Origin of the sequence: Enterovibrio norvegicus (assembly GCF_002876705.1) — a bacterium.
GTDB classification, from domain to species: Bacteria; Pseudomonadota; Gammaproteobacteria; order Enterobacterales; family Vibrionaceae; genus Enterovibrio; species Enterovibrio norvegicus_B.
This window is the reverse complement of record NZ_MDAG01000007.1, coordinates 180,479-192,713: the sequence shown is the minus strand read 5'-3', so window position 1 is coordinate 192,713 and position 12,235 is coordinate 180,479. Positions and strand designations below refer to the sequence as shown.

12 protein-coding genes are annotated in these 12,235 nt (G+C 49.0%); 6 read left to right on the top strand and 6 right to left on the bottom strand.

Going from position 1 to position 12,235, the window contains the following annotated elements; genetic code table 11:
- The first annotated feature begins 482 nt into the window (after positions 1–482).
- Positions 483–1,598, top strand: coding sequence for a membrane-bound lytic murein transglycosylase MltC (mltC, locus tag BCT27_RS03970; protein WP_102395093.1), 1,116 nt, complete (start codon positions 483–485; stop codon positions 1,596–1,598).
- 65 nt (positions 1,599–1,663) lie between these two features.
- Here the strand turns inward: mltC and BCT27_RS03965 are convergent, their stop codons facing one another.
- The 5 genes from BCT27_RS03965 to BCT27_RS03945 form a co-directional block, all read right to left on the bottom strand.
- On the bottom strand, positions 1,664–2,269 hold the full coding sequence (locus BCT27_RS03965) for a cytochrome b (protein ID WP_102318129.1): 606 nt from the start codon (positions 2,267–2,269) through the stop codon (positions 1,664–1,666).
- Positions 2,270–2,516: 247 nt separating this feature from the next.
- Positions 2,517–3,722 (bottom strand): sensor histidine kinase, encoded by a 1,206-nt coding sequence (locus tag BCT27_RS03960; protein WP_102395092.1) that lies wholly within the window; start codon positions 3,720–3,722, stop codon positions 2,517–2,519.
- The gene (locus BCT27_RS03955) at positions 3,719–4,417 is read right to left on the bottom strand and encodes a response regulator transcription factor (protein ID WP_102318127.1); all 699 of its coding nucleotides are present in this window, start codon (positions 4,415–4,417) and stop codon (positions 3,719–3,721) included. The genes BCT27_RS03960 and BCT27_RS03955 overlap by 4 nt, the downstream gene beginning before the upstream one ends.
- 32 nt (positions 4,418–4,449) lie before the next feature.
- Positions 4,450–4,716 carry a hypothetical protein gene (locus BCT27_RS03950; protein ID WP_102395091.1) on the bottom strand — a complete coding sequence of 89 codons (267 nt, stop codon included), beginning with the start codon at positions 4,714–4,716 and terminating at the stop codon, positions 4,450–4,452.
- An 82-nt stretch (positions 4,717–4,798) separates the two neighbouring features.
- On the bottom strand, positions 4,799–5,359 hold the full coding sequence (locus tag BCT27_RS03945) for a PepSY domain-containing protein (protein WP_102395156.1): 561 nt from the start codon (positions 5,357–5,359) through the stop codon (positions 4,799–4,801).
- Between the two features lie 213 nt (positions 5,360–5,572).
- Between BCT27_RS03945 and BCT27_RS03940 the strand changes: the two genes are divergently transcribed.
- From BCT27_RS03940 to BCT27_RS03925, 4 genes are all read left to right on the top strand, one after another.
- Complete coding sequence (locus tag BCT27_RS03940; RefSeq protein WP_102395090.1) at positions 5,573–6,226, top strand: GNAT family N-acetyltransferase; 654 nt, start codon at positions 5,573–5,575, stop codon at positions 6,224–6,226.
- Positions 6,227–6,306: 80 nt separating this feature from the next.
- On the top strand, positions 6,307–6,813 hold the full coding sequence (locus BCT27_RS03935; protein WP_102395089.1) for a GNAT family N-acetyltransferase: 507 nt from the start codon (positions 6,307–6,309) through the stop codon (positions 6,811–6,813).
- A 277-nt stretch (positions 6,814–7,090) separates the two neighbouring features.
- Positions 7,091–7,321 carry a DUF350 domain-containing protein gene (locus BCT27_RS03930; RefSeq protein ID WP_017010897.1) on the top strand — a complete coding sequence of 77 codons (231 nt, stop codon included), beginning with the start codon at positions 7,091–7,093 and terminating at the stop codon, positions 7,319–7,321.
- Positions 7,322–7,324: 3 nt separating this feature from the next.
- Entirely contained in the window at positions 7,325–8,131 is an 807-nt protein-coding gene (locus BCT27_RS03925) for a transglutaminase-like domain-containing protein (RefSeq protein ID WP_017010896.1), read from the top strand.
- Between the two features lie 147 nt (positions 8,132–8,278).
- Here the strand turns inward: BCT27_RS03925 and BCT27_RS03920 are convergent, their stop codons facing one another.
- Positions 8,279–10,495, bottom strand: a complete 2,217-nt coding sequence (locus tag BCT27_RS03920) for an esterase-like activity of phytase family protein (protein ID WP_102395088.1) — start codon at positions 10,493–10,495, stop codon at positions 8,279–8,281.
- 393 nt (positions 10,496–10,888) lie between these two features.
- Here BCT27_RS03920 and BCT27_RS03910 point away from each other — a divergent pair, with 393 nt between their 5' ends.
- On the top strand, positions 10,889–12,205 hold the full coding sequence (locus tag BCT27_RS03910) for an ABC transporter substrate-binding protein (protein ID WP_017010894.1): 1,317 nt from the start codon (positions 10,889–10,891) through the stop codon (positions 12,203–12,205).
- Positions 12,206–12,235 lie beyond the last annotated feature (30 nt).

Here is a 12,235-nt window from a genome sequence, read left to right as displayed (position 1 = left end):
CGCATGGAAAACTTACTTGGTTATTGAGTAATCAGTAAGACAAAAGCCAAATTCACCTTACGAATGGATGACTAAAAAGTAATTAGTTTTAATAATATAATTTTTTAGAATGCACTTGGTGAGGAATAGTCTTGAATAAATAAGGAGCATAAACGAGCTGGTTTCTAGCCTGTTTCAATCGCCCCACTACGCATTATACCCATAGTGTTAAATCCAAAACGTCTAATGCTTAACCTGTTTTTCAACCCATTCGCCTCCCCTCCTTGCCCCCAATTGCTCAATCCCTCACCGGCACACTAAAAAAGGAAACGGATTCCGCATTTACCCTAAGAAAAACAACGAAAAACAACGAAAAACGTTGCATTTTCCCGCGCTGAGAATAGCATCCAGACATTGATTATTTGCTGGGTTTTCGCAACGTTTTTGCCTTGACGATTGCGACTATCCAAGCCTCCTATTCCTATAAGAAGTATTCAACTCCGATGACAAGAAAAGCGCTCGTTTTGCTTTCAGCAGTCCTTTTGTCTGCTTGTTCGTCCGCGCCGGAAACACCACCGTGCGATTGCTCAACCCCACAGCCTCCGATCACCACCACCTCGCCAGACAAAGACCAAAAAGCGATTGCGGCGCTGTTTTCGTATTTGGCGAAAGAAGCCAAGAAAGAGTGGGGCGAAGATGAGTATGTGGAATCGGGCAAGCACCGTTATGTGAAATACCTTGATGGGTATGCGACGCGTGCGCACATCGATTTTGATGCCGGTAAAATTTATGTGTCCACCATCTCCCAGCATCAGCCAAAAGAGAAACTGCAAAAGGCCATTGTTCAGACCTTATTGATGCCTGCTGATGCGAAATACGACGACTTGTTCAGCGACAAAAATATCGCCCTAAAAGGTAAGCCTTTCTTCCTTGGGCAAGTGGTCGATCAAGACGGTAAAGCGATTGAATGGGAATGGCGCGCGAACCGTTTTGCCGACCATTTGATTGATAACAAGCTGCAATCTAAAGCCATCAAGAAAGGCACGGCGTATTACGTGCAAATCGACATGGTGAAAGACCACCTTGAGCAGCGTGAATACCAATACGCGCACATCGTGCGTGATGCCGCGAAACGCTACAACATTCCTGAAGATCTGATTTACGCGGTGATCAAAACCGAAAGCAGCTTTAACCCTTATGCGGTAAGCCATGCTGGTGCGTATGGATTGATGCAGGTGATTCCTAAAACGGCGGGTGCCGACGTGTTCAACTTGGTGAAGAAAAAACCGGGGATCCCGACCAAAGAGTACCTGTTTGATCCCGCGAACAACATCGACACTGGCGCGGCGTATTTACACATTCTGAAAACCCGTTACCTGCGCGAAGTGACCAATCCATCGTCTCGCCATTTCAGCATGATTTCGGCGTATAACGGTGGCACGGGCGGTGTATTGGCCACCTTCCATTCGGATCGCAAACGCGCGATGGTGGAGCTAAACCGCAAATCACCGAAACAAGTGTACGACGCGCTGACAACTCAACACCCGAAAGGGGAAGCACGCCGTTACTTGCAGAAAGTGCTCTACTTCCAGAAAGATTTTAAAGAAGGGAAGATTTAAACAAAAACGCCCCAACCTTGGTTGGGGCGTTTTTCTTTGCTTGTCCGCGTTATGTGGAGCACGCGTTATTTCACCCACGGCGCCATGCGTTTTAGTACCGCATCTTTTCTCACTACGTGGTGAAAGACCGCCGCACCTGCATGCATGACAATAAGCAACCACACAAGGTAAGCACCAGAAAATTTATGAATCGCATCCACAACCGATTCAAACTGCTCCCAAGTTGTTGCCAGCCACTGTTCAACGATGATTGAGTACAAAGCAGTGTCATTAAATTTAGGAATATCAAATAAAAAGAAAAAGTTAGTGTCTAGCTTTGTACCCATGTAGCCCGTGAGAGGCATTACTATCATCGCCAAATACAGTGCCCAGTGCATGCCGTGGGCGGCACTATGCTCTAGTCGGCTTCCCCCAGGGACGTCTTCGGGGGCTTTATTGGCTATTTTCCACAGAATGCGTAACACGACAAACACCGCAATAGAAATGCCAAAAGACATGTGTAGATAGAGTGAAACCATGTTTGAGTTGAGCTCGGTCATACTGAACTCACCCTCGCTGAACCAATGACGGTAATACACAGCGACATAGGCACCCAAGAATCCAAGAGCAACTATCCAGTGAAGCGCGATGGCGATAAAGCCATAGCCCTCTTTGGTGTTTTGAAATTTCATCGTTTTTCCTGTTGATAGACATTGAAGAGCATCGCTAAGGTCGCATGGCTCAATCCATCAAACAATCAGATGAATTAGACCAAGTTGATAGAAATATCTGATGGAATAGGTATTGCTTTTGACTAATAAACTAGTCACAGCTTATGTAATATCTCTCCATTTCATGACGATTTAGTGAGTGCAAAAAAGAACGAAAAACGCCCCAGACAATGCTGGGGCGTTTCTTTTGATGGGTAGTGTGTCTTCGCTACGCCGCTGGCATGGTCACTTTCACACCTAAACCGGGTGACGCGTGATGCAAGCTGATCGTCCCGTGGTGCAGCCCTGCAACGGCCTTTGCCAAAGAGAGCCCAAGCCCTAAGCCGCCATCAGTGCGGCTTTTGTCTACGCGATATAGTCGCTCAAACACACGTTCCATTTCCGCCTCTGGAATGCCGGGGCCGTTATCTTCCACGCGCAACCACACGTCGTTATTTACCGCATCCAAACCACAGCTTAATGTGATTTTGCTGCCCGCAGGGCAATACCTCAGGGCGTTTTCAATCAAGTTAGCAACTTGTTGAATCAGCAACTCTCGGTCGCCTTGAATCATCAAGGGTTGCGACGGTTTTTCTACCACCAGTTGCATCTCGGCATCTTCGGCAACATCGACATAAATTTCTGCCACCGTATCGACGATTTGCGTTAAATCCGTGTCAGTAAATCGGCTGCGTCGTGCGCCAGACTCAATCTGGGTGATGCGCAGCAAGGCATCAAAAATAGACGCTAAGCGTTGTGAATCCACCAGCGCCTGATCGAGTTCGGCAATTTGGTTTTCGTCCATGCCGTTTTCTGAATCATCCACATCCTGACGAAGCGTCAGTAGGTTATGGCGAAGGCGGGTAATCGGGGTTTTGAGTTCATGGGCGATGTTGGAAGAAATGTCACTCATGGCTGCCACAGAGCCTTCAAGGCGAGACAGCATCTCATCGACAGACACGGAGATGCGCGCCAAGTCGTTATAGGTGTGGACTTCACCGGTTCTGGCGGAAAGATCCCCTTCTGCCGCGGCGCTGAGTACCCGCTCAATGCGCGAGATGCGCTGTTGACTCAAGCGGCTCATGCCGATGACGATCGCGGTGGTGAAAATGGACACCAAGACACCCGCCAGAATGAAGCCCGACGTTAACACCGCAAGAATCTCATCATCTTCGATGGGATCTTCATCAATACGGTGCTCAATGCCAATGGCGAGTTGTTTGGATTCTTTGACGATTTCTCGGTTCTGTTTGCTCAGCTCGTAATCAACATAAAGAATGGTGACGGTCGCCATGAGAACAAGGCTAAAAACGGACACAAGGCCAAACATGATGCCTTGCTGAATGGCCGAGCTTTTCAATTTGGTAGGGAGATGGTTCAGCATGTGATGCATCGAGAACTTGTGCTGCCATGCGTCTCTCAGCAATTGCTTCATTTGGTGCCCTCACTGGTGCGGTGCTCAAGTTTGTAGCCCGCGCCACGAACGGTTTGGATCAACGAATCGCCGAACGGCTTTTCTACTTTGTTTCGAAGGCGGCTGATGTGCGTTTCTACCACGCTGGTTTGTGGGTCGAAATGAATGTCCCACACATGCTCTAGTAACATGGTACGCGTAATCACACGGCCAGGGTGGCGCAAAAAGAGCTCAAGAATACGAAATTCCTTAGGCTGTAAATCGAGATGTTGCCCTTGTCTTGTGGCGGTGTGCTCAAACAAATTCAACACCAAGTCACCAAACGACAATTCAGGTTTCGTTTCGGTGGAGGTCAGCACTGCTCGGCGAGAAAGCGCCGTCACGCGGGCAATCAATTCAGAGAATGCAAAGGGCTTGGTGAGATAATCATCGCCCCCCGCTTCTAACCCTTCCACGCGATCATCAACACCGCCGAGGGAGGTAAGAAACAAAATAGGTGTACCAATTTGCGCAGCTCTTAGCGCCTTCACTAACGACAAGCCATCAAGGCCAGGCAGCATGCGATCAACGATCGCCACGTCAAATTGTTCCGTCATGCAAAGTGTCAACGCGTACTTGCCGTCGTCGGCAATCTCGACCTGATGGCCCGCTTCTCGCAGGCCTTTTTCCACAAAACTGCTCAGACTGACATCGTCTTCAACCAGTAACACGCGCATGTCGGTTCTCTCTTCTAAAAAAACGCTGCGGCTTACGCCGCAACGATTGGATCATTTGGTGCGCTTTCGTCAGTCGGGTTCGCGACATCATTTTGCGCGGCTTTGCGTTGTTGCCACTTCATCATAATAATGGCGGCAATACCTGCAAATAAACATGCACCTAGTGTAACCAGTCCCATCATAAAAAACAGAGAGAAAGCAACAACACCACCTAAAGCTTGCAATCCATTTTCACGCACATTTTTCGAAAGGTCCTTTGCACGTTCCCACATATTCGAATACATATTTGATTCACTCATGGTCTTCTCCTTAGCGGGGTGTTGGAAATAACACCCCATTTTATTGACTTGAATAGTCAGTCATTACTCAAATAACCGATGATTACTTCGCCACCGTCATTGCATCAATTTCAGTTTCTACCGTGCGACCGTTCGCTGTCACCAGTTTCACTTCATACACGTAGTTGCCGCGGTGCTCGTCAATTTCAACGCTGTACGCTTTGCCACTTAGCTCGGCTTCCGCTTGCTTGACCACGTCTTCTAGCGATTGGTATTGGCCGCTATTCAGCCCAGATAACCAGAGCGCATTTTCAAGCTGGTCGTCGCTGTCGTGGTGATCATCACCATGCTTGCGGCGGTTGTTGCTGTTCAAAATCACTTCGCCAGTGTTGCTGTTAATCACTGTGTAGAAAGATTCGCCATTTTTACCCGCCAGTTCAATCTCATAGAAAGATTGACCCATTTCGACATCACGCTCAGCTTCCATTGGGATGCCGCCTGTGTTGGTTTTTGCCAACTCAATCGCTTGCAGCAGAGAGACAGAATCTTCCGTCATGGATTTTGGTGCGTCGTCGCCGGCATACGCTGTTCCCATTGCCATCAAGGCGCTCATACCAAGTAGGGTGGACATTGCAGCAGGCTTAAAAACAGATGACTTTTTCATGGTGGTTTCCTCGTTATTGGTATTAACCAGACAAGGTGATGTCCCTGTCGATGTGTTCACTTTACTCAAGTCATCTTGCGAGGAGTTTTCCTGAACTATACATTTTTGTAAGGTTGGCAGCGGTCTGTCATTTTCAGACAAACGTGGTAGTTTGAACGCATGATGCGAAGCCACGCTGCCCACGCGACGCAGCGACATGCCTAGGGATAAAACGTGGAAAAAACCAACACACAGATTGATATCGAACGCGGCTGGTTTATGTCAGAAGCCAATGACGTCGCGGTTTTGTATGAAGAAGCGTTTGGTGCAAAATTCACCGTTGCCATTTCAGACAAAACGAAACGTATGGAGATGCTGGCAGAGAGCTTTCAACCCGACTTTTCGTATGTAGTACGTCGTGACGATCGCATCATTGGTATTGCGGGTTTTCAAACACCAGAAGGGTCGCTGACAGGCGGTATGGATGCCGATGGCTTGATTCGTCTTCTAGGAACGCTTCGCGGGTTATGGGCATGCCTCATTCTCAGCCTGTTTGAACGTAAAGCAAAACCAAAAGAATTGGTGATGGATGGCATCGCGGTGAATGCGAATCATCGTGGGTTCGGCGCGGGATCCGCCCTGCTTGATGCCATTATTCAACACGCCGCTGACAAGGGTTTCGACACCGTGCGCCTTGATGTAATCGACAGTAATCCACGCGCAAAAAAATTGTATGAGTCCAAAGGGTTCCTCGCCACCAAGGTTGAACACTTTGCGTTTCTCAAGCCCATCATCGGTTTTTCTAGCGCAACAACCATGGTGTTTGAGGTAAAAAACGCTCATCTGCGCACTCACTCATTGAAACGGCACGTCGCCAAAGATGAATGAACCTAGGGGCGCTCGATCGTCTTAACTGCGCGATTTACAATGTAAAAAGCACGTCTTCAAACGTACAACGGAATCGTCAGATGCACCCCATCACCCTTTCACCTCTTTCCATGAAAGATTGCGATGCGCTATTGGATTTTGAACGCCGCAATAAAGGGTGGTTTGAACAACATATTCCCCCTCGGCCAACGCGCTATTTCGACCGTGTTGGGCTCGTGTCAGCAACGCAAAAGCTCGTACAGACCCAAGGCGACGAGTCGCATTTAATGTATGTGATTTATCAGGGCACAGCGATTGTTGCGCGTGCGAACATTCATACGATCCGCCCTGATTTTGTCGAAATCGGCTATCGCGTTTGCAAAGCGCATGTTGGCAAAGGTATCGCGACACAGGCAGTGGCGGCACTGCTTGATATCAGCAGACATCAGCTGGCTACGCCTTATGTACTTGCCAAAGTCACCAAAGAAAATTACGCCTCTCAGCGTGTGCTCGAAAAAGCGGGGTTTGTGTTTCGCCACAAAGAAAGAAACGGCACGTTGGTGAATGGCAATCACCTCGAACTTTGGCACTACGTCTACGACTGTTAATACTCAAACACTTTTACTATCCCAACACGTCGCCACCAAACCATTCCATGCGATGCGATTAAATCAAAGACGGTATTCACAATTTTGCTCACCGCTACCCTTGATGATTTGACGCTATTCTCAAGCTCGACGGTGAAATTCGTCTCTCCACGACGAAACCGTTACGCTTGATACCCAAACAACTTGATTACCGACTCTCATATTGGCCACACAACGAGGAACGTTGTGCAACGTCATTGGGAACAGAACAACGACATGTCGCAAGGAGCATCACAACATGGGTAGCGAATTTTTCATCGCCTCTGTACTTAACCTTTCCATCAACCTGATTTACACCATCATTTCTCTGCTCGTTGGCGTTTACGCCTTGCTGTGGGTCGACAAAAAGCTGCTGAAAAGCGTGAATATCGAAGAAGAAATGAAAAAAGGCAATGTGGCTGTCGCCATTTTCGCCTCCACCATTTTGATCTTTGTCGCCGTGATTGTTGCTTTCGGGTTTCGCTCTTAAACCATGGGTATGGTGAAAGTGCTTCCCCTCGTCGCCGGACTGATTATTCTCTCTGGGTTTCTGCAAGAGAAGAAAGATGCGATCAGTGATGAAACCAAGCAGTTGATGGCTAAATCGCAGAACACGTTAACCGAGAAAGAGGTGGCGTTTTCTGGTGGCAGAGGCGAGCTAAAGGTCATCCCGAACAATCGGTACATCACCCAATACCAAATTCAGAAATGGAAAAATGAGCTCAAAGGAAAGTACGCGATTTACAGCTTCAGTGAACGAGGCATCGGTGAATTCACGTCGCTTGCACCGGACATCAACGGCGACTTTCACCTGACGCACAGTTACCTCGAAGGCTACCTGCCTTTCAAGGTAGATAACCCGCTCATTCCCATGTTGACCATTGCCCGTAAAAAGAAATATCAGTATGACCACGAGCAATACAAGGGGAACATGGAAGTCTGGCAATCAAGCAAGCAGTCGTATTTCTATCCGTCGGGGGATTGTGAGGATCACGCGATTTTATTGGCAGATTGGCTGATTGAATTGGGGTATGACGCGCGCGTCGTCATTGGCGATTACGATGGTGGTGGTCACGCATGGGTCGTCATGTTTTACAAAGGCAAAGAATATGTGCTTGAAGCGACCCAAAAAAGCGGCTTTGGTCGACAGTATCCTTTGGCCTCAACACTGCCGAAATATCACCCAACTGCGATGTTTAACCGAGAGCATTACTGGGTGAATCAAGGCTCTGCCCTCACCACAAATTATGCGTCATCGTCATGGCGGTTGATGAGTCAATTCACGCCGATTTCGCCATAATTCCAGCCTGCATAAAGTGACATTATGGGTAGGTCAAAAAGGGAAACGCCAGCTAACGCTGGCGTTTTTTGTCTGTCCCAGACATGAAAAACGAACAGACAAATTTTTATCTCGCCACACACGGCATGCGTGGCGAGTGAATAAGGGTTAAGGACGCATCGAGGCGAAATCTAGCACCTTGCCCTCTTTCTTAAGGGCAAAGAAAAAGGTCTCGCCGCTGCTGTCATCCACACCGTCGTTATCTGTTACAGCAAATGCACGACCGTCTTTCGTGATGGCAAAGCCTTCAATCTTGTCGGTAACGTAACCGCCTTGCGCTTTCAGATCCGGCAAGAAGTCGTAAACCACTTTCTTGCGCACCGTTGGCAATTCACCACCAAGCGGTGCGGGTTGCGCATCTGCCAAGATTACACGGGTAAGCTGCTTCACTTTCGCCGCCTCGCCAATCTGGTTATCGCGTTCGATGATGTAAAGCGCGCCTTCATGAGCGGTGATTTCAGATAAGCCCACCCAGCCCGTCGCAGCTGCATCGGTAGGGTAACGCACTGCGCCCCACTCTCCTGTTTTGGTGTTGTATTGCACCAGTTTCACGGTGTTTTCTGGGTCATCTTTCCAGGCACGTTGAATCGCAATCCAGAGATTATCGCCAACACGGGTAATGCCTTCCGCGCCATAGCGTTTTTCAACGGCCATTAACTCAGCAGGGAAATTCACCGTTTCAACGATGTTGCCGTTTGCATCAGTACGGTAGAGCGCATGGGCGATGCTTTTGTCAGTGCGCCCTTCAGAGGCGAGCCAAAAGCCGCCTTTTCCATCTGTTGTGATGCCTTCAAGATCGAGCTTTTTAGCAGGTTTACCGTTGTTCATGACAGGAATGCGTTTGGTGATTTTTGCTGGCGTCGAGGCTGCATCAATCACAAAGATTGAAGGCTGCGCTTTGTAGAAACTGTCGTTCACCGCATAAAGCGTGTTTGCATTATTTGCATGGTTTGGATCTGCCACCAAACCCGACAACGCGCCCCAGCCGATAGGCTTGCCGTCTACCATCACAGATTCAATCTGCGGATAAGCAGGTGCTTCATTGCTGATTTCATAAACCATGACGTGCGCACGCGCGCCGCCATCTTCAATCAAATCTTTCTCGTTCGCCGTGGCGAGCAAACCGCGGCTTGGCATCGCCGCCGCAGATTCTGGTGAAATGCCCGATGGCAGCAGCTGAACAAATTCAGGTGCTGCGCCTGTATCGCGATAAACGCCCACCACAGAGCCACGCTCTGACATCACGAAGATGTAGCGCTGATCGTTATAGGTCGCGACTTCCAAGCCTTCAGGCTCTGCGCCTTTGTTGCCTGAGCGTTTTTCTGGGTAGTGCCCCGCCAATGCCACGCGGTATTCAAAATCAAGGCCGGATTCAAACAACACTTTGCCGCGCTTGTCGAAGATCGTAAAGCCGCGAGACCCACCTTCGTAATCCCCTTCATTGGCGGTAACAAAGCGTTGATCGTCGAGCCATTTCACCGCATCCGGTTCGCGTTTTACCGCCAATTTAGTACCAGAGAATGTCAGTGCGCGCTCTTCGTCTAGATCCACATTCGTGAGGTCTACTGCGCCTGCACTGAAGTCAGCCATCACTTCGCCTTTTATGCCGTCCACCAGCACGATATGGTTGTTCTCTTGCAGCGTTACCACCACTTCGCCAAGGCTGTTTATGTCAACAAACTCAGGCTCTGGATCGTTCGGTGCAATGTCCGATAGCCCAGTCATTGCCACACGCGTTAGGTTGTCACAATCCAGCACGCCGTTTTTCAATGGCACTAACGACAAATGCCCCGCAGGGAATTGCGGCAACACACCGTCGTTTAAGTCTTCATCGCGCTCGTTTTCGATCGCCACGGCCACAAAGCTGCCGTCTTTTGCCACGGCAACGGAATCAGGCTGCCCGCCCAAATCACATGTCGCGAGTGATTGCGTGCTGTTTATATCACGCTGGGCAAGGTAGCCCGACGGTTGGGTATAGCTTTCAGAGGTGTTGATAGCGGTAACAAAGGTGTTGCCCACAACATCGATGGATGTCGGTTCGCCGTCAAAGGTAATGAAACCCTTACCTTGCGGTTTTTTCGGGTTGGTAATGTCGACAATCCCAACGCCTTTCAGCGGGCTATCCGAATACACAAGTGTGTTGCCATCTTCACTTGCGGCAATGATTTCTGCAGAACTTTCATGCGTTTTCTCAAGATGAGGAGGAATATTGTTTGCCGTAGAAAATGCACTTATACGATGAAACGACGCCGCATCAGCAGCATGAACACCCGCGCTGACAGACACCGCCAGCAATGAAAATAGTAGAGCGTGTTGTGTACGCATGAGGTTACTCCGTTAACTTCCGTTGAGGGTCGCTACTTTTTCGATTTTTGGTGACAGTGGCATGACAGAATCGTGGCAATTCAATGATGACCATGGTTTTTGGCTGCAGGCCAGCGTTCTTCATACGAGAAAAAGCGATTGTCCAGCGTGAGGACACGTTAAGAAGGGCGTTCAGCCAAAAAATCACTGTATTCTTAAGCAGGCAGCTCACACCAAACATCGCCTAACTTTTCAAACTCCACACTTCACATGAAGTAAAAAAATCATCATTCCTCATGAAGAAAAGTACTTTTCTACACCGCTTTTCTTCACTCTTGCCTTTTTTTGTACTTTCATTGTTGCACAGATGTTAATTACCCCTAATGAGCATCTTCTAACCATGAGGAACTAAAAATGCTGTCTACAAGGAAAACGTTAACTGCCTTTGCTGCATGCTGTACCGCCCTCTCCATGTCCGCCCATGCGGCGACAGAATTGACCATTGCCACGGTCAACAACGGTCACATGATCGAAATGCAGAAGTTTAGCGAAGTATTTGAAAAGCAAAACCCTGACATCAAACTCAATTGGGTGACCCTAGAGGAAGGAGTTCTTCGCCAACGTGTAACCACTGACATCGCCACCAAAGGCGGCCAATTCGATGTCATGACGATTGGTATGTATGAAACCCCAATTTGGGGCCAAAAAGGTTGGTTGAACGAAATCAAAACCGACGCGGCGTATGATGCCGACGATTTGCTGCCAGCAATGCGTGCGGGTTTATCCGTGGACGGCAAACTTTTCGCGGTACCTTTTTACGGTGAAAGCTCCATGGTCATGTACCGCAAAGACCTTGTAGACAAAGCCGGCATGACAGTGCCAGATCGCGCCACATGGGGCCACATTCGCGATGTTGCAGCGGCCATTCATGATCCAGATAACGGCGTTTACGGCATTTGTTTACGCGGTAAGCCAGGTTGGGGTGACAACACGGCGTTCGTGACCACCATGGCTAACTCGTTTGGCGCGCAATGGTTTGACGCAGATTGGAAACCACAGCTGAACTCACCGGAGTGGAACCACGCTGTTAGCTTCTATGTTGACCTTCTCAGCAGCTACGGTCCTCCAGGTTCAAGCTCAAACAGCTTCAATGAAATTCTCGCTCTGTTTAACGAAGGCAAATGTGGCATGTGGATTGATGCAACGATCGCCGCATCCTTCATCACAGACCCTAAACAAAGCAAAGTTCACGACAAAGTGGCGTTCGCACAGTCACCAGTGGCAGTCACTGACCGCGGTGCAAACTGGCTTTGGGCATGGGCTCTCGCTGTTCCATCTGCAACGAAAAATGCGGAAGCGGCTGAGAAGTTCGTGAAATGGGCAACGTCAAAAGAGTACATCCAACTGGTTGCCGAAAATAACGGTTGGGCAAGCGTACCGACAGGTACTCGTCAATCTACCTACGAAACACAAGCGTTCCTTGATGCAGCATCATTTGCAGAAGCAGAACTTGCCGCCATCAACTCTGCTGACCCAAGCAACAGCACACAGAACCCAAGCCCTTACATTGGCGTTCAGTTTGCTGCCATCCCTGAGTTCCAAGCCATTGGTATTGCCACAGGACAGCAGCTTTCCTCTGCACTGGCGGGCAAAACAACGGTAGAAAAAGCACTGCAAAGTGCGAACAAGTCTGCCGACCGTGAAATGCGTAAATCAGGCTACTACAAGTAAATCCCTCTTGCCGGACAGTGCGCTGTCCGG

Bases quoted from the DNA above. Each gene is read 5' to 3' on its own strand.
- BCT27_RS03930 (WP_017010897.1), top strand. From the start codon at position 7,091: ATGGGTAGCGAATTTTTCATCGCCTCTGTACTTAACCTTTCCATCAAC.
- BCT27_RS03925 (WP_017010896.1), top strand. From the start codon at position 7,325: ATGGGTATGGTGAAAGTGCTTCCCCTCGTCGCCGGACTGATTATTCTC.
- BCT27_RS03910 (WP_017010894.1), top strand. From the start codon at position 10,889: ATGCTGTCTACAAGGAAAACGTTAACTGCCTTTGCTGCATGCTGTACC.
- BCT27_RS03935 (WP_102395089.1), top strand. From the start codon at position 6,307: ATGCACCCCATCACCCTTTCACCTCTTTCCATGAAAGATTGCGATGCG.
- BCT27_RS03960 (WP_102395092.1), bottom strand. From the start codon at position 3,722: ATGAAGCAATTGCTGAGAGACGCATGGCAGCACAAGTTCTCGATGCAT.
- BCT27_RS03965 (WP_102318129.1), bottom strand. From the start codon at position 2,269: ATGAAATTTCAAAACACCAAAGAGGGCTATGGCTTTATCGCCATCGCG.
- BCT27_RS03945 (WP_102395156.1), bottom strand. From the start codon at position 5,359: ATGAAAAAGTCATCTGTTTTTAAGCCTGCTGCAATGTCCACCCTACTT.
- mltC (WP_102395093.1), top strand. From the start codon at position 483: ATGACAAGAAAAGCGCTCGTTTTGCTTTCAGCAGTCCTTTTGTCTGCT.
- BCT27_RS03920 (WP_102395088.1), bottom strand. From the start codon at position 10,495: ATGCGTACACAACACGCTCTACTATTTTCATTGCTGGCGGTGTCTGTC.
- BCT27_RS03955 (WP_102318127.1), bottom strand. From the start codon at position 4,417: ATGCGCGTGTTACTGGTTGAAGACGATGTCAGTCTGAGCAGTTTTGTG.
- BCT27_RS03950 (WP_102395091.1), bottom strand. From the start codon at position 4,716: ATGAGTGAATCAAATATGTATTCGAATATGTGGGAACGTGCAAAGGAC.